The organism is Nocardia sp. NBC_01009 (assembly GCF_045208035.1).
Lineage (GTDB): Bacteria > Actinomycetota > Actinomycetes > Mycobacteriales > Mycobacteriaceae > Nocardia.
The window spans coordinates 8,224,414-8,250,063 of record NZ_CP108695.1 but is presented as its reverse complement, the minus strand read 5'-3'; the positions used below and the strand labels follow the sequence as shown (position 1 = coordinate 8,250,063).

Annotated in this window: 29 protein-coding genes; 14 read left to right on the top strand and 15 right to left on the bottom strand. The window is 66.9% G+C overall.

The window, feature by feature from the left end:
* Nucleotides 1-36 precede the first annotated feature (36 nt).
* The 3 genes from OHA42_RS37380 to OHA42_RS37370 all read left to right on the top strand — a co-directional run bounded on the left by OHA42_RS37380 (nucleotide 37) and on the right by OHA42_RS37370 (nucleotide 2,609).
* Entirely contained in the window at nucleotides 37-1,656 is a 1,620-nt protein-coding gene (locus OHA42_RS37380) for an FAD-dependent monooxygenase (RefSeq protein WP_406233005.1), read from the top strand.
* Nucleotides 1,657-1,787: 131 nt separating this feature from the next.
* Entirely contained in the window at nucleotides 1,788-2,129 is a 342-nt protein-coding gene (locus OHA42_RS37375; RefSeq protein WP_406233004.1) for a hypothetical protein, read from the top strand.
* 303 nt (nucleotides 2,130-2,432) lie between these two features.
* The gene (locus OHA42_RS37370) at nucleotides 2,433-2,609 is read left to right on the top strand and encodes a hypothetical protein (RefSeq protein ID WP_406233003.1); all 177 of its coding nucleotides are present in this window, start codon (nucleotides 2,433-2,435) and stop codon (nucleotides 2,607-2,609) included.
* A 6-nt stretch (nucleotides 2,610-2,615) separates the two neighbouring features.
* On the opposite strand, the gene OHA42_RS37365 is transcribed toward OHA42_RS37370, so the two are convergent.
* From OHA42_RS37365 to OHA42_RS37350, 4 genes are all read right to left on the bottom strand, one after another.
* Nucleotides 2,616-3,167, bottom strand: coding sequence for a hypothetical protein (locus OHA42_RS37365; protein ID WP_406233002.1), 552 nt, complete (start codon nucleotides 3,165-3,167; stop codon nucleotides 2,616-2,618).
* 146 nt (nucleotides 3,168-3,313) lie between these two features.
* Nucleotides 3,314-3,937 carry a DUF305 domain-containing protein gene (locus tag OHA42_RS37360; RefSeq protein WP_406233000.1) on the bottom strand — a complete coding sequence of 208 codons (624 nt, stop codon included), beginning with the start codon at nucleotides 3,935-3,937 and terminating at the stop codon, nucleotides 3,314-3,316.
* A gap of 87 nt (nucleotides 3,938-4,024) precedes the next feature.
* A complete protein-coding gene (locus OHA42_RS37355; RefSeq protein ID WP_406232998.1) occupies nucleotides 4,025-4,435 on the bottom strand; it encodes a DUF6153 family protein in 411 nt (136 codons plus the stop codon).
* 58 nt (nucleotides 4,436-4,493) lie between these two features.
* Complete coding sequence (locus OHA42_RS37350) at nucleotides 4,494-5,072, bottom strand: hypothetical protein (RefSeq protein ID WP_406232997.1); 579 nt, start codon at nucleotides 5,070-5,072, stop codon at nucleotides 4,494-4,496.
* 148 nt (nucleotides 5,073-5,220) lie between these two features.
* Between OHA42_RS37350 and OHA42_RS37345 the strand changes: the two genes are divergently transcribed.
* From OHA42_RS37345 to OHA42_RS37335, 3 genes are all read left to right on the top strand, one after another.
* Complete coding sequence (locus OHA42_RS37345) at nucleotides 5,221-5,826, top strand: hypothetical protein (protein WP_406232995.1); 606 nt, start codon at nucleotides 5,221-5,223, stop codon at nucleotides 5,824-5,826.
* A gap of 84 nt (nucleotides 5,827-5,910) precedes the next feature.
* Complete coding sequence (locus tag OHA42_RS37340) at nucleotides 5,911-7,059, top strand: class I SAM-dependent methyltransferase (RefSeq protein WP_406232993.1); 1,149 nt, start codon at nucleotides 5,911-5,913, stop codon at nucleotides 7,057-7,059.
* Nucleotides 7,060-7,205: 146 nt separating this feature from the next.
* Nucleotides 7,206-8,060, top strand: coding sequence for a Bax inhibitor-1/YccA family protein (locus OHA42_RS37335; RefSeq protein WP_406232991.1), 855 nt, complete (start codon nucleotides 7,206-7,208; stop codon nucleotides 8,058-8,060).
* A 159-nt stretch (nucleotides 8,061-8,219) separates the two neighbouring features.
* Here the strand turns inward: OHA42_RS37335 and OHA42_RS37330 are convergent, their stop codons facing one another.
* The 3 genes from OHA42_RS37330 to OHA42_RS37320 all read right to left on the bottom strand — a co-directional run bounded on the left by OHA42_RS37330 (nucleotide 8,220) and on the right by OHA42_RS37320 (nucleotide 10,927).
* Nucleotides 8,220-9,440, bottom strand: a complete 1,221-nt coding sequence (locus OHA42_RS37330; RefSeq protein WP_406232989.1) for an acetyl-CoA C-acetyltransferase — start codon at nucleotides 9,438-9,440, stop codon at nucleotides 8,220-8,222.
* Between the two features lie 74 nt (nucleotides 9,441-9,514).
* Entirely contained in the window at nucleotides 9,515-10,402 is an 888-nt protein-coding gene (locus tag OHA42_RS37325) for an SGNH/GDSL hydrolase family protein (RefSeq protein ID WP_406232988.1), read from the bottom strand.
* A 63-nt stretch (nucleotides 10,403-10,465) separates the two neighbouring features.
* Nucleotides 10,466-10,927, bottom strand: coding sequence for a hypothetical protein (locus tag OHA42_RS37320; RefSeq protein ID WP_406232987.1), 462 nt, complete (start codon nucleotides 10,925-10,927; stop codon nucleotides 10,466-10,468).
* A gap of 177 nt (nucleotides 10,928-11,104) precedes the next feature.
* Here OHA42_RS37320 and OHA42_RS37315 point away from each other — a divergent pair, with 177 nt between their 5' ends.
* Nucleotides 11,105-12,496 (top strand): cystathionine beta-synthase, encoded by a 1,392-nt coding sequence (locus tag OHA42_RS37315; RefSeq protein WP_406232985.1) that lies wholly within the window; start codon nucleotides 11,105-11,107, stop codon nucleotides 12,494-12,496.
* Nucleotides 12,497-12,604: 108 nt separating this feature from the next.
* On the opposite strand, the gene OHA42_RS37310 is transcribed toward OHA42_RS37315, so the two are convergent.
* From OHA42_RS37310 to OHA42_RS37300, 3 genes are read right to left on the bottom strand one after another with little or no spacing between them, the layout of a single operon-like run.
* Nucleotides 12,605-13,399, bottom strand: coding sequence for an MBL fold metallo-hydrolase (locus OHA42_RS37310; RefSeq protein ID WP_406232983.1), 795 nt, complete (start codon nucleotides 13,397-13,399; stop codon nucleotides 12,605-12,607).
* 30 nt (nucleotides 13,400-13,429) lie between these two features.
* Nucleotides 13,430-14,200, bottom strand: a complete 771-nt coding sequence (locus OHA42_RS37305) for a maleylpyruvate isomerase family mycothiol-dependent enzyme (protein ID WP_406232981.1) — start codon at nucleotides 14,198-14,200, stop codon at nucleotides 13,430-13,432.
* Between the two features lie 18 nt (nucleotides 14,201-14,218).
* On the bottom strand, nucleotides 14,219-14,833 hold the full coding sequence (locus OHA42_RS37300) for a TetR/AcrR family transcriptional regulator (protein ID WP_406232979.1): 615 nt from the start codon (nucleotides 14,831-14,833) through the stop codon (nucleotides 14,219-14,221).
* A gap of 229 nt (nucleotides 14,834-15,062) precedes the next feature.
* Between OHA42_RS37300 and OHA42_RS37295 the strand changes: the two genes are divergently transcribed.
* Nucleotides 15,063-15,953: a mechanosensitive ion channel family protein gene (locus tag OHA42_RS37295; protein WP_406232978.1), complete on the top strand. Its 891-nt coding sequence runs from the start codon at nucleotides 15,063-15,065 to the stop codon at nucleotides 15,951-15,953.
* A gap of 176 nt (nucleotides 15,954-16,129) precedes the next feature.
* Here OHA42_RS37295 and OHA42_RS37290 read toward each other — a convergent pair whose 3' ends face one another.
* Complete coding sequence (locus OHA42_RS37290) at nucleotides 16,130-17,305, bottom strand: acyl-CoA dehydrogenase family protein (protein WP_406232976.1); 1,176 nt, start codon at nucleotides 17,303-17,305, stop codon at nucleotides 16,130-16,132.
* Nucleotides 17,306-17,500: 195 nt separating this feature from the next.
* Between OHA42_RS37290 and OHA42_RS37285 the strand changes: the two genes are divergently transcribed.
* On the top strand, nucleotides 17,501-18,646 hold the full coding sequence (locus OHA42_RS37285; RefSeq protein WP_328405953.1) for a cystathionine gamma-synthase: 1,146 nt from the start codon (nucleotides 17,501-17,503) through the stop codon (nucleotides 18,644-18,646).
* A 115-nt stretch (nucleotides 18,647-18,761) separates the two neighbouring features.
* Here OHA42_RS37285 and greA read toward each other — a convergent pair whose 3' ends face one another.
* Together greA and OHA42_RS37275 are read right to left on the bottom strand one after the other, a co-directional pair.
* Nucleotides 18,762-19,256: a transcription elongation factor GreA gene (gene greA / locus OHA42_RS37280; RefSeq protein ID WP_328405951.1), complete on the bottom strand. Its 495-nt coding sequence runs from the start codon at nucleotides 19,254-19,256 to the stop codon at nucleotides 18,762-18,764.
* A gap of 306 nt (nucleotides 19,257-19,562) precedes the next feature.
* Nucleotides 19,563-20,018: a DUF4307 domain-containing protein gene (locus OHA42_RS37275; RefSeq protein ID WP_406232973.1), complete on the bottom strand. Its 456-nt coding sequence runs from the start codon at nucleotides 20,016-20,018 to the stop codon at nucleotides 19,563-19,565.
* A gap of 105 nt (nucleotides 20,019-20,123) precedes the next feature.
* Here OHA42_RS37275 and mca point away from each other — a divergent pair, with 105 nt between their 5' ends.
* The 4 genes from mca to OHA42_RS37255 all read left to right on the top strand — a co-directional run bounded on the left by mca (nucleotide 20,124) and on the right by OHA42_RS37255 (nucleotide 22,994).
* The gene (gene mca / locus OHA42_RS37270; protein WP_328405947.1) at nucleotides 20,124-21,002 is read left to right on the top strand and encodes a mycothiol conjugate amidase Mca; all 879 of its coding nucleotides are present in this window, start codon (nucleotides 20,124-20,126) and stop codon (nucleotides 21,000-21,002) included.
* Nucleotides 21,002-21,283, top strand: coding sequence for a hypothetical protein (locus tag OHA42_RS37265; RefSeq protein ID WP_406232971.1), 282 nt, complete (start codon nucleotides 21,002-21,004; stop codon nucleotides 21,281-21,283). Before mca ends, OHA42_RS37265 begins: the two co-directional genes overlap by 1 nt.
* Nucleotides 21,284-21,711: 428 nt before the next feature.
* Nucleotides 21,712-22,251: a DoxX family protein gene (locus OHA42_RS37260; RefSeq protein WP_406232970.1), complete on the top strand. Its 540-nt coding sequence runs from the start codon at nucleotides 21,712-21,714 to the stop codon at nucleotides 22,249-22,251.
* Nucleotides 22,252-22,430: 179 nt separating this feature from the next.
* Complete coding sequence (locus OHA42_RS37255) at nucleotides 22,431-22,994, top strand: TIGR03086 family metal-binding protein (RefSeq protein ID WP_406232968.1); 564 nt, start codon at nucleotides 22,431-22,433, stop codon at nucleotides 22,992-22,994.
* 132 nt (nucleotides 22,995-23,126) lie between these two features.
* On the opposite strand, the gene OHA42_RS37250 is transcribed toward OHA42_RS37255, so the two are convergent.
* Nucleotides 23,127-23,687, bottom strand: a complete 561-nt coding sequence (locus OHA42_RS37250; protein ID WP_406232966.1) for a GyrI-like domain-containing protein — start codon at nucleotides 23,685-23,687, stop codon at nucleotides 23,127-23,129.
* 143 nt (nucleotides 23,688-23,830) lie between these two features.
* Here OHA42_RS37250 and OHA42_RS37245 point away from each other — a divergent pair, with 143 nt between their 5' ends.
* Nucleotides 23,831-24,733 carry a serine hydrolase gene (locus tag OHA42_RS37245; protein WP_406232964.1) on the top strand — a complete coding sequence of 301 codons (903 nt, stop codon included), beginning with the start codon at nucleotides 23,831-23,833 and terminating at the stop codon, nucleotides 24,731-24,733.
* On the opposite strand, the gene OHA42_RS37240 is transcribed toward OHA42_RS37245, so the two are convergent.
* Complete coding sequence (locus OHA42_RS37240; protein ID WP_406232962.1) at nucleotides 24,685-25,635, bottom strand: LysR substrate-binding domain-containing protein; 951 nt, start codon at nucleotides 25,633-25,635, stop codon at nucleotides 24,685-24,687. The two genes, OHA42_RS37245 and OHA42_RS37240, sit on opposite strands and share 49 nt — an antisense overlap.
* Between the last annotated feature and the right edge of the window lie 15 nt (nucleotides 25,636-25,650).

Genomic DNA, 25,650 nt, shown 5'->3' with positions numbered 1-25,650 from the left:
CCGTAATGAGAACACTGTATCCATAAGGGAGTGGCCATGACACAGACTCGGGTTCCCGTGCTGATCGCGGGCGGTGGCTCGGTCGGCCTGTTCGCAGCGCTGTTGCTTGCACACCATGGGGTCGAGGCGATGGTCGTCGAGTGCCAATCGGGATCTTCGATCCATCCGCGCGCGACCGGCCTCGGACCGCGAACCCTGGAATTCCTGCGTGAGGTCGGGCTCGCCGACGCGGTCGATGCGGTGGCGGTGGACATGACGGCGGGCAACCTCGGCAAGATCTCCGCGGTCACGCTGGCCTCGATCGATTCGACCGACCTGCCGGATGTGGCACCCGCACGCGCGGGCCGGGTCGCCGACCGATTCAGCCCCGCCACGATTCGCGGCACCTGCCCGCAGCACCGGCTCGATTCGGTAGTGCTGCCTGCGGCGACGACGCGGGGCGCCACGATTCGGCACTCCACTCGGCTGCTGTCCTTCGAACAGGACGCGGACGGTGTCACCGCGCATCTGGACGACGGTGCGACGATCCGGGCGGACTATCTGATCGGGGCCGACGGCGTGCACAGCGGTGTCCGCGGCGCACTCGGGATCGGCACGACCGGCCCTGGCGCACTGGGTAATCCGAAGGTGAACATCCTCTTCCGCGCGGATCTGCGGCCCTACACCCGTGGGCGGTTCTTCGCCGCCTGCGACATCACCACCCCGGATGCGCCGGGCATGTTCATGACCGTGGACGGCGCAACCGAGTGGATCTTCCACACCGAATACCGCCCGGAGGATGGACAGTCGGCCGACGACTTCACGCCCGAACGCTGTCGTGCCCTGATCCGCGCTGCCGTCGGCGACCATGAGCTCGACGTCGAGGTGCGCAGTCGATTGCCATGGCGGGCACGTGGATTGGTTGCCGACAGCTTCCAGCAGGGGCGGGTATTCCTGATCGGTGACGCGGCGCACGCCGTCCCGCCGCTCGGCGCGTTCGGCCTCAACACCGGCGTCGCGGATGCGCACAACCTGGCCTGGAAGTTGGCGGCGGTGTGCGCCGGGCAGGCCGGTCCCGCGCTGCTCGACAGCTATCACGCCGAACGTCGACCGGTGGCGCTGACCACCTTGGAGCAAGCGTTGCTACGGCTGAAAGCGCCATGGCTGCACTGGGATTCCAGTGCGGCGGCAGCCTCGGAGCGGACGGCGATGGGCATGATCAACGCCCCGATCGTGCAGCTGGGCTACCGCTACGACTCGGCGGCGGTGGTCGATCCGCAACCGCACTTGCCCTCCACCGAGGACATCGAGCTGGTACTGGACGGCGCACCCGGCTCCCGGCTGCCGCATGCCTGGATCGACCTGGACGGTAGTCGAGTGTCCACGCTCGACCTCGTGCAATCCCGCACCACCCTGCTCATCGATGCGGGCGGTGTGGAGTGGGCGCAAGCCGCGAAAACGGCGGCGGATCGTCTCGGTGTCCCGCTCGCAGTCGTCGCGATCGACTCGGCGAACAGTTGGGCGCGACAGGTCGGGATCGAGGCGGGTGGCGCGGTTCTGGTGCGACCCGATCAGTTCATCGCCTGGCGATCGCCGACATCGGTCGAAGATCCGACCGGCGAGCTCGTCGCCGTGCTGGATCGCGTGCTCGCCGGCGGCGGGGATGGCCGATGCTGATTCCGTTGGCGGGGCAGTGCAGTCCCATCGACGAGTGGTAGCCGCCGAACAGTTTGGGGCCGCGTAATCGGGCAACCCCTCGATATGACGCAGCCGGGCGCTTCGCCCGAACCGAGACGTGAGGTACCAGCATGACATCGGACGGATCGTGGGAAATTCCCCCACTCGACGACGCACCCGATATCGCCCGCACACCCGAACCCCAACCGGGACAAGCGCTGGCCGACGCACGAAATTGGGCCGGGTTCGTCCTGCTCTTCATCGGAGGTCTGGTGACCATCGCCGCCGCGGCGATCGGGGTGGCCGGCTATCGCGGGCCGGCAGTGGTCGGCGCGGTCATCGCCATCGTTATTGTGCTCGGCGGCACCGCGCTGATTGTGCTCGAGCGCCGGAACGCGCGGTCGCAGCAAAGCCGGACGGCCGGGCCCGAGGCGCCGGCTTCCTGGCAGGCCGTTGTACCGCCGGGGGCTTGACCCGGCCATCTCGAGGATCGCGGCTGGACCGCCGCGGACGCCGAATCCTGGATCGCGTGAAAACCTTGGCGCAGGTAGTGCTGGCGCTGACACCGTAGAGGCAGGAGTTCGATCATGACCATCGACTCGGCAGACCCCGCGATCACGTTGCATGTGCACAGCCGGGGGGAGGGGCATTGCCCCTGACCGAGCCGATACCGCAGGTGCTGCTCGACGGAATGCGGCAACTGCAGGGAGCCTCTCCGCCGGACGAGGCGAACCCGCCGCTGGAGCGGGCTCCGTGCGGCGGGCTTCCCGATTCTGGTGGTCTCGGGCGGGCACCGGCAGGCGTTCGAGGACATCTGCGATGCCATCGCTGAGCGAACCGGCGGTAAGCGCGCTGTCTGCCCCGGCATGGATCACCTCGTGCCCGACACCGGCGCGCCGTTCAACGAACTGCTGGAAGACTTCCTCGAGCGCGCCGAACGTGGCTCGAAATGAGTTGTCTCAGTGATCTTTGCAGACAGCGATTGCGGCGTCCTTGGTGGCGTTGAACCTGTCGATGGCGGCATTCAGGGTGTCGGTCGGTGCGCGCTGGGCGAGCGTGTCGGCCAGCCCATTGGAGTCGTCGCGGTAGGCGCGCAGCGGACCGGCCACGTCGGCCGCCACCTCGTTGGTCAACTTTGCGTCGAGGTTGCGCGCGTTGTCGCGCAGCGTGCCGACCGCGACGTCGGCCTTGGCATTGACCTCGGGATCGTCGAGCCCGCGATCATTGCTCACGGTGATGTATTCGTTGAAAGAGTGCACCGAGCTGGCATTCGCGCTGCGCAGTGCGGTGCACGCGGCCTCGGTCGTGCGTTCCGCCGCCGCGGCGCGCGAGGAGGACGCGGCGATCGAGGACGCGGTGACCTCGGAGGTGTAGGCGGCGAGGTCGGTCCGGTTGACCGCAGCGGTGCCGGAGACCTGCGTGGAGCAGGCGCCGATCGTGACAAGACCAACGGCGGTCGCCGCGATGGTGGCGGCCAGACCCGCGCGTTCCAGTCGACGCATTGTCGGCATCCCCTCTTTCCCTCCGAGTTGCCGGCCGCTGGAAGTGCCGAACGAGGCCGGACATTCGACCGTACTTTTCGGCGCGCCGCTCGTCAGCGGGCCGCGCCGATATCGATGACGAACCGATACCGGCGCGGCGGCTGCTGCCTGTGGCGTCAGCCCTGGCCGAGCATGGCGCGCATGGTGCCGATTTCGGCCTGCTGCGCGGTGACGATGGCACCGGCCAATGCCTTCGTGTCCGGGTTGGTGCCCGTGGCGAGCTCGGTGTTCGCCATCGCGATCGCGCCGGCGTGGTGATCGATCATCATGGTCATCCACTGGCGATCGAACTCGACGCCCGACGCGGCGTGCAGGGAGCTCATCTGCTCAGGCGTCATCATGCCCGCCATGTCGTGGCCGGTGTGCCCGCCTGCCGCGGTCGGCGCCTGCTGGCCGAAGCTCTGCAGCAGGGTGCTGATCTGCTGCATCTCCGGAGCCTGTGCCTTTTCCACCTCCGTGGCGAGCGCGAGCAACTGCTGATTTCCGCTCCGGCCAGGGACCAGCTTCGCCATCTCGACGGCTTGCGCGTGATGGGGATACATCATGTGCAGGAAGGTCACATCGGCGGAGTTGAAGTCGGTTCGGGCGGCAGGCAGGCCGGAGCTGGCCGTCGCGCCGGCTGACGAGCCGTGCTCCATGCCGGGCATGGAGCCGGAGTCGTCGTTGCCGCAGCCGGCAACGAAAAGTGCTGCCGCGGTTGCGGCGATGGTGACGGTGATCCGGGTACGGGTGATGAACATGTCTGTGCTCCTGGTGAATGCGAATGACTCGGTGTCGGACAGGCGAAGGCCGCGGCCGTGCTCGGTGGCTCGGACGCGGTGGACCTGTCAGATCCGCAGAATCGACAATTCGGCCAGTGACGGAACCGTCCACGGCGGTGCGCGTTCGCGCCGGGGCCTGCTGTTGCGCAGTGCTGCTGCGTCGAGGTGCGGTCGATCGACGGTGACCCGATAGAGCAACACGAGTATCAAGGCGAGACCGACGGCGGTCAGGATGAACACGCACGCGTGCATGCCGCCGTGGGAGTCGCCGCAGCCATCGCTGCCGCAGTCCGTTCCGGTCGCGACAGTGCCATGGTCGTCGGCAGGCATGGCCGTTGTGACCGCTGCGGCCATATGGTGGTCGCCGGGGATCGCGAACACGCCCGCATGCATCGCGATGATGCCTGCGAGCAGCGCGAGCACGCCGAGCAGCCGGGGGAGCCCGGATGCGCGCAGTGGAGCGTGCTGTGCCGTCACCTCGCCCATTCTAGGCACGGCGGGTCCACGCTCTGCGATACCCCAGGTGGGTAACTCGTCATGGCGTGGCTATGTCGATGACCAGGCGGGTGGGGTTGGTGAGTGTGGTCACGGAGAATGGCGGGCGGTCGGCGTGCACGCCGATGAAGGACTGGGTGGTGCCTTCGAAGACGTTGGACCGGTAGACGCCGGCGACCGCGGGGGCGCTGGGGTCGGTGGCGGGGTCGGGACCCGCGTAGGGGGTTGCGCCGCTGTCGAATGGATACGCGGAGCCGGTGATCTGGACCTCGAGGATCGAGCGGCCCGCTACGTCGATGATCGTGCCGCTGCCGTCCTGGACGGCTCGGTCGGCATATTGCACGATCCAGCCCGGGACGCCGACACCGCCGAGGTCGTAGACCACACGGTCGAATCCGGGTTGGTGGCCGATCCGAATATCGGTCACGGTCAGGCCGGCGTCGCCGGAGGGTTTGGCCCGCTTCGGTTGCGCGTCCTCTGGTGTGGGCCGTGGTGTCGCGTCGGCGAGCGTGCTCGCGGCCGATGTGGTCGGGGAGCCCGAGGTGGCAGTCCCGTCGTCATCACAGCCGGCGAGCAGTGCCGCTGTGGCAGCGGCTGCCAACACCATCCTTGTGCGCATAGGGCCCGATGGTAGCCGTCGAATCGAGTGTTGCCGTTGATTTGCCCGATGCGGTTGCCGATGCCGGTGAACCAGGCGGGCGGCTGCCACGTAGTTATCGGTGACCGGGTGCACCGGATGCACCACGATCCATGGAGGGATTCGAAAAATGCTGTCGACCACAAGCTTCCGTCGTTCTGCGCTGCCGTTCGCCGCTGCCGCGGTGGCACTCGCCGGATTGCTGACTGCGTGCGGAGGCGCCGAACCGGCGAAACCGGTCGCCGTTACCAGTTCGGTCCCGCCGGCGTCCGCCGCCGCCCCTGCGCCGCAGGCAGGACAGGTGCCCGCGGTTGCGAAGACGCAGGGCTGGCTGAAGATCTACGACGGGCCCGCTCCGGCGGGCGCAAACGCGGTGCAGCTCAATGTGACCAGCAATCCGAGTGTCGGACAGTATGTCTCGGACGGAGCAGGTCGGTCGCTGTACCGGTTCGATAAAGACACCGCCAATCCGTCGGCCTCCAATTGCGCCGGGCAGTGCGCCGTCACCTGGCCGCCGCTGACCGTCGCGCGAAATCAGTCGATCTATGTGGCCGGCGTCGACCCGCAGCGCGTCGGATTCATCGAACGTGCCGACGGCGCATGTCAAGTCACCGTCGGCGGCTGGCCGGTGTACTACTTCGGGAAGGATAAGAACGCGGGTGATCTGCTCGGCCAAGGCGTTGGTGGCACCTGGTTCGCGGTGGCGCCGAGCGGCGGCAAGGCTACGGCGAGCTGATCCGGATCCCGTTGCGGCGCAGTAGCTCGGTGGTTCTCCCGGCCCCGACGAGACCGCGCGGCAACGATCTAGCACACTTGACGTGTGGGAACTGTCGAGGAAGTACTTGGCCGACTGCGGCGGTATCCGGATGTGGAGGCCCAGAACCTCTACGCCGTGGATGCCGCCGATCGGCTGATCCTCGATGTCGCCGACGACGCGATCGCCGCGGCCGGTAGCGGGAGAATAGCCGTTATCGGCGACAATTACGGTGCGCTCACCCTCGGTGCGATCGCCGGGCACGACTTGCGCGATGTCCGGGTGCATCAGGACCTGCTCACCGGCGAGCTGGCGCTGGCCAACAACGCCCGTGCGCTCGGACTCGCGGATCGCTACAGCGCGCAGCCACTCACCGACAGCCTGCTCGCGGACGTGCAGGTGGTGCTGCTGCGGCTGCCGCGGGTCCTCGCCGGGCTCGCCGAGGTCGCCGACGCCATCGCGCGCTACGCCGACCCGAAGGTCCAGGTGTTCGCGGGTGGTCGTGACAAATACCTCACCACATCGATGAACGACCTACTCGCCGAGTCCTTTTCGGAGGTGCGCGCCAGTCGCGGCAGGCAGAAGTCGCGCACCCTGCTCGTCACGGGGCCGAAACCGGTTGGCGAGCTGCTGTTCCCGGTGCGGGAGCGGATCGATGATCTCGACATCGATGTCGTCGCGCACGGCGCTGCCTTCTCCGGGGCCCGCCTCGACATCGGAACCAGGTTCCTGCTGCAGCACCTGAAGTGGATGAAGCCCGACGCCCGCGACGCCATCGATCTCGGCTGCGGCACCGGAATCCTCGCGGTCACACTGGCGAAGGCACGACCGGGCATCACCGTCCTCGGTACCGATCAGTCGGCCGCGGCGGTGGCCTCGGCGCGGGCGACGGCCGAAGCCAACGGCGTCGCCGACCGAGTGACGGTGGTGCGCGATGACGCGATGTCCTCGGCCGCCGACAACAGCGCCGATCTGGTGCTGTGCAATCCGCCGTTCCATGTCGGCGCGGCCGTGCACACCGGCTCGGCGATCAAGATGTTCACCGAGACCGGCCGGGTGCTGCGTCCCGGCGGTGAGCTCTGGACCGTCTTCAACTCGCACCTGAATTATCGAGGGGTGATCGAGCGGATGGTCGGGCAGACCGAAGTGATCGGTCGCAATCGAAAGTTCACGGTGACGCGGTCGGTGCGTGGGCTGCACGACGCGCATCGATAGTAGAGTCCGAATTGTCCGTCTCGTTGAGTTGCTGGAGCCTGGCTCCGGGAACTCGACACAGCCGACACGCGTTGGACGGGTAGTTGGATATCGAGTGACCAACGGCCACGGCGAGCGTGGGCCACGACTCCAGAAAGGCATTCACGGTGCGCACGACAAGCAATCCGGTTTTCAGAAATCTCCCTCGGCAAGAGGGCGGTGGCTATGCCAACTTCGGGTCAGGGGTAGCGGGCGCGGGCCAGCTGGGTCAGCAGTTCGGTAACCAGTACGGCCAGCCGTATCAGCAGCCGTATCAGCAGGCCCCCGCCACGCGCGCGATGACCATCGACGATGTGGTGACCAAGACCGCGGTCACGCTCGGCGTGCTCGCACTTTCGGCGATCATCTCCTACGGCCTGACCAACGCGAACAACTCGCTCGCGCCGCTGTTCGTTTTCGGCGGTGGCCTCGTCGGCCTGGTGCTGGTGCTGGTCGCTAGCTTCGCGCGCAAGATGGACAACCCGGTCATCGTGTTGTCCTACGCGGTGTTCGAGGGCCTGTTCGTCGGCGCGCTGTCGTTCATGTTCACGAATATCGAGTTCGGCGGGGTCGGCGGCAGCGCCATGATCGCGCAGGCCGTGCTCGGCACCTTCGGTGTGTTCGCGGGCATGCTCGTGGTCTACAAGACCGGTGCGGTCCGGGTTACCCCGCGCCTCACCAGGATGGTCGTCGGCTCCATGATCGGCGTGCTCGTCCTGGCGCTCGGCAACGCGATCGCCAGCTACTTCATCGACGGCGGCCTCGGCCTGCGTGACGGCGGCCCGCTGGCCATCGTGTTCAGCCTCGTCGTCATCGTGATCGCGGCATTCAGCTTCCTGCTCGACTTCGACGCCGCCGATCAGCTGATCCGCGCACAGGCGCCGGAGAAGGCGGCCTGGGGCGTCGCGCTCGGCCTGACCGTCACCCTGGTCTGGCTCTACGTCGAGATCCTGCGCCTGCTGAGTTACTTCAACAACGACTGACCCTGACAAGCAACGGCTCCCCATCCGATCCCGGATGGGGAGCCGTTTGGCGTTGCGGCGACGGTCGGTCGCCATCAGGCGGCCTGATCGGATGCTGTGGGCGTGAAACGCCGAACGGCTCCCTGTCCGCCGGGACAGGGAGCCGTTCGATTGACGTAACTAGCTGAGGCGCTCGATGACCATCGCCATGCCCTGGCCGCCGCCGACGCACATGGACTCCACGCCGAACTGCTTGTCGTAGGTCTGGAGGTTGTTGAGCAGCGTGGTGGTGATGCGGGCGCCGGTCATGCCGAACGGGTGGCCGAGCGCGATCGCGCCGCCGGAGACGTTCAGCTTGTCCTCGTCGATCTTCAGCTCGCGGGCAGAGCCGAGCACCTGCACCGCGAACGCCTCGTTGATCTCGAACAGGTCGATGTCATCGACCGTCTTGCCCGCCAGCGCCAGGGCGCGCTTGATGGCCTCGATCGGGCCGAGGCCCATGATCTCGGGGGAAAGGCCGGAGACACCGGTGGACACGATGCGCGCCAGCGGGGTCAGGCCGAGTTCCTTGGCCTTGGTGTCGCTCATGATGACCAGCGCGGCGGCGCCGTCGTTGAGCGGGCAGCAGTTACCGGCGGTAATGCTGCCGTCCGGCCGGAAGACCGGCTTGAGCTGGCTGACCGCCTCGTAGGTGACACCGGCGCGCGGGCCGTCGTCCTTGGAAACGACTGTGCCGTCGGGGAGGGTGATCGGGGTGATCTCGCGCTCGAAGAAACCGGCCTTGATGGCTGCCTCAGCCCGGTTCTGCGAGCGAACGCCCCAGCGGTCCTGGTCCTCACGAGTGATGCCGGTGAGGGACGCGACATTCTCCGCGGTCTGGCCCATCGCGATGTAGGCGTCCGGGATCAGGCCGTCCTCGCGCGGGTCGTGCCAGATGCCCGCGCCGCCCTCGGCTGCCTTCGCGGTGCGCGCCTTCGCCTCGTCGAAGAGCGAGTTCTGCGTGTTCGGCCAGCTGTCGGCGGAGCCGTTCTTGTAGCGGGACACCGTCTCCACACCCGCGGAGATGAATACGTCACCCTCGCCGGCCTTGATCGCGTGGAAGGCCATCCGGGTGGACTGCAGCGACGAGGCGCAGTAGCGGTGCACGGTGGTGCCGGGCACGAAGTCGTAGCCGAGCTGCACGGCGACGATGCGGGCGAGGTTGAAGCCCTGCTCACCGCCGGGCGAACCACAGCCGAGGATCAGGTCGTCGATCTGGGCCGGGTCCAGCGCAGGCACCTTGTCGAGCGCCGCGCGCACGATCTGCGTCGTCAGATCGTCGGGCCGCATATCGACCAACGAGCCTTTGGCGGCGCGGCCGATCGGGGAGCGGGCGGTCGAAACGATGACGGCCTCGGGCATGAGGACTCCTTTGTTGGGACGGTAAGTGTTGGCGTTCAGACGTTGTCCGAGCACACTCCGCGAACCGTTTGTTACTAGTGCGTTCTCATCGAATCTACGTCGCGTCCTGCTGGGCGGGAAGCGGGGGTCGCCTCGTTCAGCGCGTCGATCAGTGCGGGCAGCAGCAGCGCCGCAGCCAGTTCGTAGCCCGCCGCCGAAGGGTGGAATCCGTCGGCGGCGAACATCAACTCGGGCGCGGCGCGGAACTCGGGCGCGAGCAGATTGCCCATCTGCACCGGGCGCCCGCCCGCGACGGTGGTCGCCACGGTCTGGGCCCGAGCCAGTCGGGCGCTCCAGTTCTGCACCACGGTCCGCAGCGGCTGCGGAATCGCGGTGACGATGCCGAGATTCGGGCAGGTGCCGACCACCACGATGGCGTCGGCTCGGCGCAGCCGCGCCACCGCGCTGGCCAGTCTGCGTGCTGAAGCCCGGATGGAATGCTTCTTGGTGATGTCGTTGGCGCCGATCAGGATGACCGCGGCGTCCGGCGGCGGCCCCGCCACGAACATCGCGTCGACCTGGCCGGCAAGCCCTTTGGAGGTGGCCCCCGATATTGCCTTGGTGCTCAGCCGAATTCGCTGTCCGGTGGCCTCGGCGAGACCGCGGGCGATGCGCACGCCGGGCACCTCCTCGGCGCTGTGACAGCCGACGCCGCCTGCGGTGGAATCACCGAAGATCATCAAGTGCAGATCCGCGTGCACACCGGTTCGCCATGGCTGCGGCGCGAGGCATCCCGCGGTGTAGATTCCGTCTGCCTCCGGTGGTTTCGAGGTGTCGCGCCCGATCACGCCCCTCGCCACCCCCGCCTGCGCCATGAGCAGGCGATACGCCGCCCAGGATGCCGTCCCCGCGCCGGAACCGGCCAGCACGGTTGCGGCACTGGTGACTGCCGCGATCCGCCAGCTGATTCGTGGTGTGCTCACGGGGAGAAATTTTACGGACTCACCCGGCGGGCACAATTCCGCCGGGCGGTTCACTCGATGACCTCAGGCGGGCACGTCGAACCAGCCGCGGGCCGGGATGCTGGCGTTGTTGGTGGTGACGGTGACCTCGACACGGCCGGGGCCGGTGTCCTGGAACAGCGAGTATTGGATGCTGCCGTAGATGCCGGTGACCACGATGTTGTTGTAAGCGCCCGTCGCGCCGGTGGTCATATTGCGCCAGGCGACGGTGGTGTAGACCTCGCACAGCGGCGCAAACGGGTACGCGCCGGGACCGATTCCGGAGACCGGCAGGGCGCGGACGTTGAATATGGCACGGCCAGGCCATTCCTGGTTGGTCTCGACCCAGGTCCTGACGTTCGTCCAGCACAGTCCGCCGGTAGCCAACGTGGGCACCTGGGGGAACTCGACGGTCGTCGCGTTCGTCTGCGCACCGGATCCGACGATCACGGCCACCGCCGATCCGGCCAGAACCGCGGCGGCACGGGCGATGTTCGGCTGCCTCATGCTCAGAGATCCTAGGCGCGGGCGCACCGGATTGCCGGTAGTCACGACAGACGTGGCGTGCCCGAATTCACATCTACCGGCGCCTGCGGTGCGGGCCAAGGGTGTTCGGCCGGGTGCCGGGTAGTAGAGAACATGGCGGTGGGCTGCCCGGACGACGGTTCTGCAACGATGGGTGCCATGCGCATCGCGGATCATGTCGTGGACCTCATCGGTAATACACCGCTGGTCCGGTTGAACTCTGTGGTGGGACCGAACGCCGGCGTGGTGGCCGCCAAGATCGAGTACCTGAATCCTGGCGGCAGTTCCAAGGACCGGATCGCGGTGAAGATGATCGAGGCCGCCGAGAAATCCGGGCAGTTGCAGCCCGGCGGCACGATCGTCGAACCCACCTCGGGCAACACCGGTGTCGGCCTCGCACTAGTCGCCCAGCAGCGCGGCTACAAGTGTGTGTTCGTCTGCCCGGACAAGGTCAGTGAGGACAAGCGCAACGTGCTGCGGGCCTACGGCGCCGAGGTCGTGGTGTGCCCGACCGCCGTGCCGCCGGATCACCCGGACAGCTACTACAACGTCTCCGATCGGCTGGTACGCGAGATCGACGGCGCATGGAAGCCCGACCAGTATTCCAATCCTGGTGGACCCGACAGCCACTACGAGACCACCGGCCCGGAGATCTGGCGCGACACCGACGGCAAGATCACCCATTTCGTGGCGGGCGTCGGCACCGGCGGCACCATCACCGGCACCGGTCGGTACCTCAAGGAGGTCTCCGGCGGCAAGGTGAAGATCATCGGCGCCGACCCGGAGGGCTCGGTGTACTCCGGCGGCACCGGTCGTCCGTACCTGGTCGAGGGCGTCGGCGAAGACTTCTGGCCGTCCGCCTACGACGCGGCCATCCCCGACGAGATCATCGCGGTCTCCGATGCCGACTCCTTCGACATGACCCGCAGGCTCGCCCGCGAGGAGGGACTGCTCGTCGGCGGCTCGTGCGGCATGGCGGTGGTGGCGGCCATCGAGGTCGCGCGTCGCGATCCGGACGCGCTCATCGTGGTGCTGCTGCCCGACGGCGGCCGCGGCTACCTGTCCAAGATCTTCAACGACGAGTGGATGAGCTCCTACGGCTTCCTGCGTGAACGCCTCGACGGCACCACCGATGAGCCGCTCGTCGGTGACGTGCTGCGCGGCAAGTCGGGCGGGCTGCCCGATCTGGTGCACACGCACCCGTCGGAGACCCTGCGCGACGCCATCGAGATTCTGCGCGAATACGGCGTCTCGCAAATGCCGGTCGTCGGCGCCGAGCCGCCGGTGATGGCGGGCGAGGTCGCGGGCAGCGTCTCCGAACGCGATCTGCTCTCCGCGGTGTTCGAAGGCCGCGCGCACCTGACGGATCCGGTCGCCAAGCACATGAGCCCGTCGTTCCCGCTGATCGGTTCCGGCGAACCGATCTCCGCCGCGACCAAGGCGCTGTCGGACACCGACGCGCTCATGGTGGTGGAGGAAGGCAAGCCCGTCGGCGTCATTACCCGCCACGACCTCCTCGGCTTCCTGAGCACGGGCAGCATCGGCCACTGATTTCCTCATGATCGCCGGGCTGAATCCGAAGGCCCGGCGATCCCGGGGCCGCCGCGGCCCGCTATCGGCGGCCTGCCGGATCGGTGGCGTAGCAGGGTTATCCGATGATCAGGGTTCGAACGTCGTGAGCATCGCTTCCAGCGCCTGCTGATCCGGCCCGACGAACGGGGGAGCCGTCGGTGCCGCCGAGATCGTGTCGAACATGTGATCGTTCATGCCGATGGCCGGCGGCAGGTGTGTGCTGAAGATGCCGGACGGGTCCAGTTTGCGAATCGGATCCACAGTGGCCGAGTACTTTTCGGGATCGACCGTGTGTACCCATGGGCTGTCCACCGTGGCCCACAGCAGCTGCGCCTGCGGCAACTCCGGTCCGGCGGCGCGCACATCGGCGCCCATGGCGATCTCTGCGCTCGGCAATGGCGCGCCGAAACAGTCGGAGCTGAACAGTGCCCCGGAGCCGGTATCGAAAACGCCGACCGTAGCGGGGTTGTCGAACAGCGGCGGCCGGAGGCCGATCAGTGTGCGATCCCCGACGTCCAATTGCTGCCCGGGGTTGAGCAGAAACACTCGATCGAGCGGAATCGTCCACTCGCAGGACATGATTCCGACGCCGGCGAAGGTCGTGACAATGCGGGCGTGCGGTGCGGCTTCGAGCAGGCTCCACAGCCCGCCGGTGTGATCGCGGTCCGGGTGGGTGAGCCAGATCCAGCGCACGTCGGAGGGATCGATGACCTGCCCGAGCTCGGTGCGGAAGTCCTTGTCGGAGTTGCTCAAACCGGTATCGATGACGACCGGCTCGGCGGCGTGCAGAACGAAAGCGTTGACCGGGATGAACCCGAGACCGGGCACCTCGGCGCAGTCACTGAGCGCGGTGACATCGGCGGTGAGCTGATGGATGTTCATGGCGTCCTCGAAAGGGTTGGTCGGCGCGAGTCAGAACGGGACCTGGGTGCGCAGCAAACCGGTTGCTTCGCCGCGGCCGGAGAGTGCCCGGCAGAACTCGGTGGCGTCGAGTTCGAGCGGATCGGGTGCGTCGGCGGACGACCAGGCGCCGCCCGCCGCTCCGGTGAGCGTCAACCGGTAGGGCATACCGTGGCGCTGGGCCCATTCGCGAACGACGTTGTCGACTATGCGTCCGTCGTGGTCGGCGGTGAGCACCAGATCCTGGCCGGTGGCCCGGCACAGGTCGATCCGATGCATCCAGGGGTCCCGGGTCAGGATGATGTCGATCGGGTAGCCGAGGCTCCATCTTTCGGCGACGCCGTTGATCGGCTGCGAACCCGGCATCGGCCGACGGCGGATGAATCCGGGTATGCGGCGGCGCATCCGGGCAGCTCGGGGGCCGAGCTTCGCGAGTAGCGCGGTGAGCTCCGCGGGCGTGTGCTCGCCGAACTCGCGGACCTGCAGCGCGGTCAGCGCGTCGATCATCTCGGCTTCGCCGCCCGGTCGCTTGTTCGCGATCCGGTTCTGCCGGAAGTTCTCTCGCGGGGAGGCCGCCATTGCGGCCATGCCGACTACATGCGAAATCAGTTGGTGCACAGTCCATTCCGTGCAGTCGGTGGGCTTCGCCCAGTCATCGGGGGCGAGCCCGGCCACCGCTTGCGCAATGCGCGTGTATTCCGTTGCCGCCAGCCGCATTGCCTCGGGATGGTCGAGTGTGGGTCGGCGGAGCTCGGTCCGTTCGCTGGTGCTCATTGTTGTCATGGTCGCTTCCTTGCGCTGTCACTCGGTTGTTCCGCTGTCGTGTGCCAGGCCGACACCGTCGGCCCACATATCCACTGCGCGATCGAGCAGCCTGCGTCTGCTGTCGCCGCCCGGGTCGTTGGCCAGCTGCTGATCGATGAGTCCGGCCAGGAGGGCGAACCAGATCTCGACATCGCCGCGATCGGTGACGCCGATATTCGCGAGTAGCTCGAGGCCCTGGTGCATTACCCGGACGGACGGCGCATACGACTCCGACGACGGTACGAAGCCGGGGATGGTCCGCTGGTTCATCAACTGGTAGCGCGCCAGATCGGCGACCGCGAAGTCGAAGAAGACTCGGGACACTGTCCGCATCTGTGCCCGAGGTGAGGCGGGCAGCTCGGCGATCGCGCGCTGGGACACTTGCTCGTACTCCTGCCAGGCCTGGCCGAACATCGCGTCGTAAATGGCGTTCTTCGAAGCGAAGTGCGTGTACAGCGAGGGGGCTCGCATGCCGACCCGGCTCGCTACTGCGCGCAGCGTCAGCTGAGGGAGTCCGTGTTCTCGCGCCAACTCCCAGGCAACCTCCAGGATTTCCTGCCGAGTTGCCTCACGCCGTTCGGCTTGCCTATTGCGAGTAGATTCACCTAACACAGTTAGGAGTGTGATCCAGTTCACATCGAATGTCAATAGTGCACACCCGCGCGGATCGGCCGCCGAAGCCGGGATGCTTCGGCGGCCGATGCTGCTGCTGTTGCGGCAATATTCGAATTTGGCAAATTGTTCGCAAGTCTATGATTCCGGCGTTCACGCCGGGTATAACCGGCCTGGAAGCAGTCCCGGCAAATCGTCAGGGCGCAATCGGATAGCGAAGGGATGGGCCGTGCACACCTCCAGTTTGGCTATCGATTTCCAGCAAGGGTTCTCGGACGCGTGGAGTTCCGTCGCGACATTCGTCCCCAAGCTGGCCGGATTCCTCGTCATCCTGCTCATCGGTTGGATCGTTGCGAAAGCGGTCGCGGCGATCGTGAACCGAGTGCTCGAGCGGGTCGGCTTCGACCGGCTCGTCGAGCGGGGTGGGATCAAACAAATACTGTCGCGCAGCCGCTATGACGCTTCGGATCTACTGGCAAAGCTGGCCTACTACGCGATCCTGCTTATCGCGCTGCAGCTCGGATTCGGCGTATTCGGGCCGAACCCGGTCAGCGATATGTTGAACGGCATCGTCTCCTGGCTGCCGAAGGCCGCGGTTGCGATCGTCATCGTGGTGATCGCGGCGGCGATCGCGCACGCCGTCCGTGACATCGTCACGAACATGCTCGGCGGCCTGTCCTATGGACCGACGCTCGGCTGGTTCGCCGCGGTGTTCATCTGGGGTGTCGGCGTCATTGCGGCACTGAATCAGATCGGGGTAGCGACCTCGGTCACGATGCCGATCCTGATCACCGTCCTCGCCACCATCGGCGGCATTCTGGTGGTCGGCGTCGGCGGCGGCATGGTCCGTCCGATGCAGCGGCGCTGGGACAGCTGGCTCGGCAACCTCGAAAAGGAGATGTCCGCGGTGAAAGGGCATGCGCAGGCGTATAACCGTGGCCGAGAGGATGCGTCGCGCGAGCAGCTGTGGATGGATCAGCAGGCCGCCCGTGGACAGCAGTGGCAGCCGGAGGCGTCGGACGGGTCGTATTCGGGTGGGCATTCGCAGGGTTGGTATTCGAACGGCGGGTATCCGCAGGGCGGCTATTCGCAGTACGGCGATCCGCGCGATATGCGATAGGCAGCCGACACCGAGTAGGTGCAATGTCCGCCGCGGGCCGATCCGGTTCGCGGCGGACGTGCGTCATGGGACTCTGCGCCACGGATCGGATTGTGTCCTCGCGAAATCACTCGGCTGGGTGCGGAGTCGATTGTCGAAGTCGACTTGCCCCAGCACATCCGTGGCAATTTCAATTCTCAGCGAAACGCATTCGCGTCGGTCAGCGCTTTGCCGAGCACGAGTTGGTGAACCTCCGCGGTGCCCTCATAGGTGAGCACGGACTCCAGGTTGTTCGCATGACGCAACACCGGATAGTCCAGCGTGATGCCGTTGGCGCCCAGAATGGTGCGGCATTCGCGGGCAATCGCGATGGCCTCCCGTGTGCTGTTCAGCTTGCCCGCGCTGATCTGCTCCTGTCGCACCACACCCTGATCCTTCAACCGGCCCAGATGCAGCGCGAGCAGCTGGCCCTTGCCGAACTCCAGCGCCATGTCCGCCAGCTTCGCCTGGGTCAACTGGTAGGCGGCCAGTGGCTTGTCGAAAACTTCCCTGGTCCTCGCGTATTCGATGGTCGCGGCCAGGCAGTCGCGGGCCGCGCCGAGCGCACCGAAGATGATGCCGAAACGGGCCTCGCTCAGGCAGGCCAGCGGGGAGCTCAGCCCGCGTGACTGCGGCAGCAAGGCATCGGCGGGCAGGCGGACATCGCTGAAGTCCAGTTCCGCGGTGATCGAGGCGCGCAGCGACAGCTTGCGATGCATCTCCCGCGCAGTGAACCCGGGCGTGCCCGCAGGCACCAGGAATCCGCGAACCACCTGTTTGCCCTCGTCCTCGGTCTGGGCCCAGACCACCGCGACATCGGCCACCGATCCGTTGGTGATCCACATCTTCGATCCATTGAGCACCCAGTCGGCGCCGTCGCGCTTGGCGCGGGTCCGCATGCCACCGGGGTTGGAGCCGAAATCGGGTTCGGTGAGCCCGAAACAGCCGAGCGCGCGGCCCGCCGCCATCTCGGGCAGCCACTGCTGCTTCTGCTCCTCGGATCCGAACTTGTGGATCGCCGTCATCGCCAGTGACCCCTGCACCGACACCATGCTGCGCACCCCCGAGTCCACCGCCTCGAGCTCCTGGCAGGCGAGCCCGTAGGTGGTCGCCGACATCCCCGCGCACCCGTAACCGTCCAGATGCATGCCGAGCAACCCGAGCTTGCCCAGCTCAGGGGCGATCTCACGGGCCGGAAAGGTGCCCGATTCGAACCAGTCCGCGATATGCGGTCGCAGCCGTTGGTTCGCGAAGGCCGCGACGGTATTCCGGATCTCGCGCTCCTCGTCGGACAGCAGGGCATCGATCGCGAACAGTTCTTCGACAGTCACCATGGCCTCAGCCTAATTCGGATCGGCGGCACCGAGACCGGCCTCACTCCGACCGCCCGTCACAAGGCTCCGGGCACTGGCCGCGCGGCCGCCTGCTGCCGATGGCCGAGGGGCGGCGGGGAACAGGCGGTCCGGTATACGCAGTAAGAGGTTGCACCAGCCAGTTGCCCATAATTCACCGCCATCTAGGCTGGGGCCATGAGTGAGTTGGGATTCTCTACACGGGCCGTGCACGCCGGATTCGATCCCGATCCGCGGACCGGTGCGGTGAACGTGCCCATCTTCGCGAGTTCGACGTTTGCCCAGGACGGGGTGGGCGGGCTGCGCGACGGCTACGAGTACGCCAGGACCGGCAACCCGACCAGGACCGTGCTCGAGGCCAACCTCGCCGCGCTCGAATCGGGCCGCTTCGGACGGGCATTCGCCTCCGGCATGGCCGCGACCGACTGTGCGCTGCGCGCCACGCTGCGGCCCGGCGACCACATCGTGATTCCCGACGACGCCTACGGCGGCACCTTCCGGCTGATCGACAAGGTGTTCAGCCAGTGGGGCATCGAGCACTCGCCCGCCCACGTGTTCAACGTCGACGAGATGCGCGCCGCGATCCGTCCGAACACCAAACTGGTCTGGATCGAGACCCCGACCAACCCGCTGCTCAGCATCGGCGACATCCCCGCACTGGCCGAGGTCGCGCACACGGCGGGCGCGAAACTGGTGGTGGACAACACCTTCGCGACGCCGTACTTGCAGCAGCCACTGCTGCTCGGCGCCGACATCGTCACGCATTCGACCACCAAGTACCTCGGCGGGCACTCCGACGTGGTCGGTGGCGCGCTGATCACCAACGACCCGGAGCTCGACGCGGCATTTGCCTTCCTGCAGAACGGTGCGGGCGCGGTGCCCGGCCCGTTCGACGCCTTCCTCACCCTGCGTGGCACCAAGACCCTCGCGTTGCGGATGGATCGGCACTGCGACAACGCGGAGGCGATCGCCGAGTTCCTCACCAGGCACCCTGCGATCTCACAGGTCATCTACCCCGGACTGGCCGAGCATCCCGGTCACTTCATCGCCGACAAGCAGATGAAGCGCTTCGGCGGCATGATCTCGGTGCGGCTGCACGGCGGCCCGGACGCGGCGCGCGACTTCTGCTCGCGGACCAAGATTTTCACCCTGGCCGAATCGCTCGGCGGCGTGGAATCGCTGATCGAGCACCCCGCCGCGATGACACACGCATCCACCGAGGGCTCCGATCTCGAGGTGCCCGCCGATCTGGTGCGGCTTTCGGTCGGCATCGAAGACATCAGCGACCTGATCGCCGATGTCGAGCAGGCACTCGCCGGCTGAGGTATCGGACATGACGAAGCGGCCGCATCCGGAATCGGGTGCGGCCGCTTGCGTTCGGGGGAGAGCGTGGTTCCTCTGTCCGAGGAGGCCGGGCGCAATGCCTCGGCCCGATGCGTCAGCTGTGGTAGGGCTCCGCGCTGACCAGCGTCACCTTCATGGTGTTGCCGTTGGGCAGCGTGTACTCACGGGTCTCGCCGACCTTGGCGTCGATCAACGCGCCGCCGAGCGGCGAGGCGGGCGAGTAGGTCTCCAGTTTGGAGTCGTTCAGACCCTCTTCGCGGGTCGCGATCAGGAAGGTCTCGGTGTCGGACTCGTCGCCGTCGTAGTAGACCTTGACGACCGAGCCCGGGAGCGCGACGCCTGCCTTCGTCGGTGCGACGCCGACCTTGGCGTTGTTCAGCAGTTCCTGCAGCTGGCGGATGCGCGCCTCCTGCTGGCCCTGCTCCTCACGAGCTGCGTGGTATCCACCGTTCTCCTTGAGGTCGCCCTCTTCACGGCGTTCATTGATCTCGGCAGCGATGACGGGACGATTGGCAATGAGCGCGTCGAGCTCACCCTTGAGCCTGTCGTGCGACTCCGGGGTCAGCCAAGTCACTTGCGTCTCAGTCATCTCGATCACTCCCTAGTAGTTGTTCCCGGCAGGCCGGGATTCCCTGATAACCGCTGCAGTGCCCACAGGGGGCGGGCACGCACCAGCCGACGGCTAGTGCCATCCTGGGGAAGTTCTTCGAACCCCGACAGGCCTCTGCTCCGGGCAAATACGAAAATCCGGAACCGACAGCGCTGGCCGCCAATGCAGCAAACACGGCTCCGAGCCCCGGAACCGTGTATCAGGCTATTTTAGCATGAATCATAAACATGCAGGTCGGAGTTTGTTTTGTCGTGGCTGGGGTGTAGGTCAGCCGTTCGAAGGTACTCAGCCCGCGCGAAGGTACTCCGGGACCCGATCACTACAGGCGTAGATGCTGCCCGCGGAGGCGCGCGAGGATGACCGCACGGTCGTGGACAGCTCGATCGTGCCGCTGTCGGACGGCTCCACCAGGACTTCGCGGCGGCCGACCTCGGTGCCGTCCTTGTCCATGGCCCGCACGAAACACACCACCGGCTGCTGTGGATCGTTGCGGGTGATCTTCATCCGGACGGTCAGCGTCGAGTCGTCCACGACGACGTAGCCGAGCTGCTCGGCCTCGATGTCCTCGGGGCCGTATTTCTGCCATCCGAGGTAGGCGACACCCAGCCCGAGCAGCACGACGACCCCGCCCAGAACCGGTGGAATCCAGCGCGGTCTGCGGCGTGGCGCGGTGCCGTAGCGGTCGGCGCGCCGTTCGATGGCCGCATCGCCACCGGCTGATTCCGGCGCAGGCTCGGTCATGAGTGGTCGCTCCCGGGGGGTACGTCGGAACAAAAGTCTGTCGAATGGAACTATAGGGAACGAAGCCCAAGCACCCGCGAGCGAGAGCGATGAGGTGAACGAGACGTGAGTGGCCTTCGCCTCATGGCGGTCCATGCCCACCCTGACGATGAATCGAGCAAGGGTGCCGCGACGACCGCACGCTATGCCGACGAAGGAAACGAGGTCCTCGTCGTCACGCTGACCGGCGGCGAACGCGGCAGCATCCTCAATCCCGCGATGGACATCCCCGGCGTGCTCGACCGGATCGAGGAGGTCAGGCGCGAGGAGATGGCCGCGGCGGCCGCCGCGCTCGGTGTGCGTCAGACCTGGCTGGGATTCGTCGATTCGGGTCTGCCCGAGGGCGATCCGCTGCCGCCGCTGCCGGAGGGCTGCTTCGCGCTCGTTCCGCTGGAAGAAGCCACCGAGGCGCTGGTGCGGGTGGTGCGGGAGTTCAGGCCGCACGTGATGACGACCTACGACGAGACCGGCGGTTACCCGCATCCGGATCACATCCGGTGCCACGACGTGTCGATAGCCGCGTTCGAGGCCGCGGGTGACCCGGAGCGGTTCCCCGATGCCGGCGAGCCGTGGACGCCGCTGAAGCTGTACTACGACCATGGTTTCAGCCTGCAGCGGATGGAGGCGTTCGCCGCGGAGTTCGAGCGGATCGGCGAACCGTTCCCGATGCAGGAGTGGCTGGATCGGATTCGTAAGTACGCCGTCGAGCGCGGTGATGTGATGTCGCGGGTCACCACGCAGATCGAATGCGCCAAATACTTCCCACAGCGTGACGACGCGCTGCGCGCACATGCCACCCAGATCGACCCGAACGGCGCTTTCTTCGCGATTCCGCTGGAGATGCAGCAACGGGTGTGGCCCACCGAGGAATTCGAGCTGGCCAAGACGAAGGTGCGCACCGCGATCCCCGAGAACGACCTGTTCGCAGGCATCGAGGATCTGTGATGCTCGCCCTGCTCGCGCAGACTCCTGGCACCCCTACCGGGCCAGAGTTCGGTAAGGCGTCGCCGCTCGGGCTCGTCATCATCCTGATCCTGCTCGCAGGCACGGTGCTGCTGGTGCGTTCGATGAACCGGCATTTGAAGAATCTGCCCCCGACCTTCGAGCCGGAGCATCCCGAGCCGGATCAGGAGGCAGACGAGGGCACCGAGCCCGGTATCACCCGGCAGGTGTCCGAGGATGCCACCGAGATCGCCGAGCCCGACGGCAAGGCCGACAAAACCTGAGGCTTCCGCCTGTCACAACGGCCGTCCGCACCGAGCGGGCGGCCGTTGGACATTCGCAGGTCCTATTTCGTCATTTGAAGTAACGCGTCGGATTGCCGCATCTCACTGGCGGCAGTCAAGGCCAGGCGAACCGAGATCGTCGACGCTATCGGCGGTCATATCAGCGGGCTCGAGCCGTACGCCTTCCGCACCCCGGACGAAGGCGCGGCGGCCGCCTTCGGCGAGTCGACGCTGGCTCGCCTCGGCGAGGTCAAGCGCACCCGGGACCCGCACGGCGTAATTCGCGCCAACTATCCGGTGCTCGGATAGCGCTGTTGCGCTTAACGATTCGTAGGCCGCGGGCGCACATCGCAACCCGCGGCCTACCTATCGGCCGTCCATTGCGGAGACATCGTCGTTCTATCAACAGGGTCGCTCAGAGTAATGGCATGACAATCACAGAAACCGCCCCAGCCACCTCGACCGCCACCGCTACCGGCTCGAATCGGATCACCTCCTTCGTCAACGCCGTCGCGGGCGACACCCTCGCGTCGCGGGTACGTTTCACTGCCTTCGCCGTCGCTACCGGCGCGGTCCTCACCGAATCGGTGGTCGGTTCCTACTGGGATCTGGCCCGAACCCAGTACGTCGTCGATACTTTCGACGACCTGAAGTACCCGATGTATTTCGCCACCATCCTCGGTGTCTCCAAGCTCGCCGCCGTCGCGGCCGCGGTGGTTCCCGGATTCCCCCGGCTCAAGGAATGGGCCTATGCGGGACTGACTTTCGTCTATGTCGGTGCGTCGGCGTCGCACCTGGCGATCGGTGACCCGGCCCCGAAGTGGATCTCGCCCCTGGTGTTCGCCGGCCTGACCTTCGTGTCGTGGTCATTGCGCATGCCCGCACAGCGAGACCCGAAGCCGCTGCCGAAGGTGGCACTGCGCTTCAAGGCGCTCGTCGGCGGTTCCGGTCGGACCGAGCAGGTCTGATCGGTTGCCCGAGACGTCGCGGAACGCGGCGGCCCCGCCCCAAGGGGCTCGCCGCGTCCTTGCGCGCCGAATTCGGGCACGACGATGGATTTTTCGACGCGCGGCGTCTGTGCTGGCCGCGGTTTGAATGTCGGTCCGGTGTGCTACTTATTCAGCGAGCCCACGACCGAAGGATGACGATGGATTCTGTGATCGACCAGATCGACCGCGCTCTGGACATGACGGGGGCGATCGTCGCGACGGTCGACGACGACCGGCTGGTCGCGCCGACACCGTGCCGGGAATGGGATGTGCGTGCGGTGCTCAACCATGTCGTCGGCGGCATGCACCTGTTCGCCGCCGCGTTGACCGGGATGGATGCGGGGGCCGAGCACGAAGACGACTGGCTGGGCGTCGATCCCCAAGCCGCATACGCCGCAGCGGCCGAGGTGGATCGGGCCGCATGGCACCGGCCGGATGTGCTGACCGGGACGGTGCACATCTCGTTGGGCGATCTGCCGGGCTCCGCGGCAGCGCTGGTCCATCTGACCGAGCTGGTGGTGCACGGTGTCGACATCGCGCTCGGAGTGCACCGGCCGGATCTCGCCGATGACGAGTTGTGCGCTGAATTGCTCACCGCGATGCAGACGATGGGCGGCATCGATGGCTTCCGCAAGCCGGGCATGTTCGACGCCGAGGTACCGGTCGCCGCCGACGCGCCCGCTCATCAGCGGCTGCTCGGCTACGTCGGCAGGACGTGGTGACCACAGCGCTCAGGCGTGGACGTGCCCGACCGGTTACTCGGCCACATCGGCGTACCGGATAGCACCCAGACCCGAGCGGCCCGTCGATGAGCAAAGACAGCGTCGGCGAGATGGCGATCGGGTAGCGCGCGGTCAGGCGTCGATGTGGCGAACCGGGTGGCGCAGAATGGTTTTGGTGCTCGCGGCCGGGGCCTTGCGTGGATCGGATAAGTAGATTTCGTGATGGCGACCGTTCATCGTCAGGCCTTCGGCGGTCATGAACGCCTCCATGCGGGCGAGGGTCTCGGGCTCGGTCGAGTAGGGGCCGACGTGCAGCACCTGGATCGTGTCGCCCTCGGTGATCGACTCGAAGCTCGCGCCCGACACCATGTCCGCGGTGACGGGGTCGGGCATGCGGATCATCAGTTTCCAGTGCCACTGCTCGCGTGGCAGCGAGAGCGGTGGTTCGTCGGATTCCACCCACCATTGGCCCTCCAGCTTCGGTACAACGAAATCCGCTGCGGCGGCCTTGGCGATCTTCTTCGCGCCATAGGCGGCGCGATACAGCGCGGCGACGGCATCGAGGTACGCCGGGCTCTCCGGTGCGCCGGAGCCGGTGACCGTCACGTAGTTGTAGGCATCGAACGTGCGCAGCGCAGGATCGCGCGGCGCGTCGTAGTAGTGCTTGTCGGTCTTGGCCAGATCGATCTTCACCGGATGTCCTCCTGTCGGATTGCCTGTCGGTGGCCAGCGTGGACCCTCCAACGACGGGAGAGTCAAGACGCCGGTTCGACCCGTCGTTCGAATGGCGCGGGCGGGTTGGCGCGCAGTCGACTCGACCGTGAATGCTGGCAGCCGTGGACGAGTTCTTCCAGAAGGTTGGTGTGCGTGGCTGGGTGCACGCCAGGTGTTTCGACTGCGGCGGCGAAGAGGGGTCGGGCGCCGACGAGCCGGTGGTGCTCGCCTCGGTGGTGAAGGTGCCGCTGGTGCTGGAGTTCGCCCGTCAGGTCGCCGTGGGGCAGCTGGACCCGGCCGATCGGGTGCGGGTGCGTGCACGCGACCGGCTCGGCGGCGTCGGCACGGCGGGATGCGTCGACGATGTCGAGCTGAGCCTGCGCGACGCGGCGTTCTTCGCCCTCACCCTGAGCGACAACACCGCGGCCGATCTGCTGTTCGATCGAGTCGGCCTCGACAATGTCCGCTCGCTGGTGCGCGAACTCGGACTCACCGGCACCCGGATCGTCGGCGCGCCACGCCACATCGTGCAAACCATGGCCGAGGACATCGGCGCGGCGGACGCGATAGATTTCGCCGTGCGGTTTCCGGCGCTGAGCGCCGCGGAGGTCCTTGGCACTCGTGCCATGGATCCGCAACGGACCACCGCGAGCACGCCGCGCGAAATGACCGAGCTGCTTACGCTCATCGGCGCGGATCGGGCAGGCACCGCCGAGACCTGCCGATGGGTGCGCGATCTCATGCGTCAACAGGTCAACTGGCACCGCCTCGCCGCGGCGTTTCCGCCCGAGGTGCGGCTCTGGGCCAAGACCGGCACACTGCCCGGCGTTCGCAATGAGATCGGCGTCGTCGAATATCCCGGCGGAAGTCGCTACGCCGTGGCGGTTTTCACCAGGGCCGGCACCCTCGAACAGCGGTTACCCGAGGTGGACCGTGCGATCGGCGCCTCGGCGAAGCACGCGATCGAAAACATTGTTCACGGCCTGCCGTACACCACATTCCACGGACGCTGCGGTATTTCCTGAACAGGTGCGGGGCGGGAAGCTCCGTCACCCTGCACCACATTCGCGACCAGCTCGGCGAGCTCACGCACCAGCGGATGCGGTGCCGCAGCGGGCCATGCCAGCGACAGTCGCCAGCTCAATGTTCCTTCCGGCAAGGGACGCCAGACCACCCGCGGTTCCTTTTGCGCGACCATGCCCTGGTCGAAGGCCACGCCGCGGCCGGAAAGCACCATGCCGAGTACGAACTCGGGATTGCGGGCGTGCTGCACCGACGTCGGCCGGAAACCGTGGTCCCAGCAGGTGCGCAGCGTCGCGTCATACAGTCCGGGCGCCGCGGCTCTCGGAAAGATCACCAGTCCATGCCCGGCCAGGTCGGCGAGGGTGAGCGAAGAACGCACGGCCAGCGGTGAATCCCGCGGCAAAACCACGCCCAGGGGCGTGTCCACCGCTGGTCCCGTTTCCAGGCCGATCATGTCGACCGGATGCTGCAACAGGCCGGCGTCGAGTTGCCGGTCGGCCAGCAATCGGACCTGCTCGGCGGTGGACAGCTCCTGCAGGTCGACCCGGATGTCACGGCTCTCGAATGCGGTCAGCACCGCGGCAAGCACCCGCCCGGCCAGCTCGGGCGGCACCCCGACGCGTAAGGCGTCGATCTCGCCCCGATGCGCTTTGCCGACGAGCGCTGTCGTCCGCTCCCAGCGCGCGAGCAGATCGCGGGACTCGGCGAGCAGAATCTGCCCGGCCTCGGTGAGCGCGACCCGGCGACTGTCGCGATCGAACAGTAGCGCACCGAGGTCGGCCTCGAGTTTGCGGATCCGCTGACTCAGCGGTGGCTGGGCGATGCCGAGGCGCTCCGCCGCGCGTCCGAAATGCAGTTCTTCGGCGACGGCGATGAAATACCGCAGTTGGCGCAGGGGATCCACGCTGCGACGATATCG

What these genes read in the sequence shown, in the direction of transcription:
- OHA42_RS37380 (WP_406233005.1), top strand. Translation starts at nt 37, where the DNA reads ATGACACAGACTCGGGTTCCCGTGCTGATCGCGGGCGGTGGCTCGGTC.
- OHA42_RS37375 (WP_406233004.1), top strand. Translation starts at nt 1,788, where the DNA reads ATGACATCGGACGGATCGTGGGAAATTCCCCCACTCGACGACGCACCC.
- OHA42_RS37365 (WP_406233002.1), bottom strand. Translation starts at nt 3,167, where the DNA reads ATGCCGACAATGCGTCGACTGGAACGCGCGGGTCTGGCCGCCACCATC.
- OHA42_RS37360 (WP_406233000.1), bottom strand. Translation starts at nt 3,937, where the DNA reads ATGTTCATCACCCGTACCCGGATCACCGTCACCATCGCCGCAACCGCG.
- OHA42_RS37350 (WP_406232997.1), bottom strand. Translation starts at nt 5,072, where the DNA reads ATGCGCACAAGGATGGTGTTGGCAGCCGCTGCCACAGCGGCACTGCTC.
- OHA42_RS37345 (WP_406232995.1), top strand. Translation starts at nt 5,221, where the DNA reads ATGCTGTCGACCACAAGCTTCCGTCGTTCTGCGCTGCCGTTCGCCGCT.
- OHA42_RS37330 (WP_406232989.1), bottom strand. Translation starts at nt 9,440, where the DNA reads ATGCCCGAGGCCGTCATCGTTTCGACCGCCCGCTCCCCGATCGGCCGC.
- OHA42_RS37320 (WP_406232987.1), bottom strand. Translation starts at nt 10,927, where the DNA reads ATGAGGCAGCCGAACATCGCCCGTGCCGCCGCGGTTCTGGCCGGATCG.
- OHA42_RS37315 (WP_406232985.1), top strand. Translation starts at nt 11,105, where the DNA reads ATGCGCATCGCGGATCATGTCGTGGACCTCATCGGTAATACACCGCTG.
- OHA42_RS37310 (WP_406232983.1), bottom strand. Translation starts at nt 13,399, where the DNA reads ATGAACATCCATCAGCTCACCGCCGATGTCACCGCGCTCAGTGACTGC.
- OHA42_RS37305 (WP_406232981.1), bottom strand. Translation starts at nt 14,200, where the DNA reads ATGACAACAATGAGCACCAGCGAACGGACCGAGCTCCGCCGACCCACA.
- OHA42_RS37290 (WP_406232976.1), bottom strand. Translation starts at nt 17,305, where the DNA reads ATGGTGACTGTCGAAGAACTGTTCGCGATCGATGCCCTGCTGTCCGAC.
- OHA42_RS37285 (WP_328405953.1), top strand. Translation starts at nt 17,501, where the DNA reads ATGAGTGAGTTGGGATTCTCTACACGGGCCGTGCACGCCGGATTCGAT.
- greA (WP_328405951.1), bottom strand. Translation starts at nt 19,256, where the DNA reads ATGACTGAGACGCAAGTGACTTGGCTGACCCCGGAGTCGCACGACAGG.
- OHA42_RS37275 (WP_406232973.1), bottom strand. Translation starts at nt 20,018, where the DNA reads ATGACCGAGCCTGCGCCGGAATCAGCCGGTGGCGATGCGGCCATCGAA.
- OHA42_RS37265 (WP_406232971.1), top strand. Translation starts at nt 21,002, where the DNA reads ATGCTCGCCCTGCTCGCGCAGACTCCTGGCACCCCTACCGGGCCAGAG.
- OHA42_RS37260 (WP_406232970.1), top strand. Translation starts at nt 21,712, where the DNA reads ATGACAATCACAGAAACCGCCCCAGCCACCTCGACCGCCACCGCTACC.
- OHA42_RS37255 (WP_406232968.1), top strand. Translation starts at nt 22,431, where the DNA reads ATGGATTCTGTGATCGACCAGATCGACCGCGCTCTGGACATGACGGGG.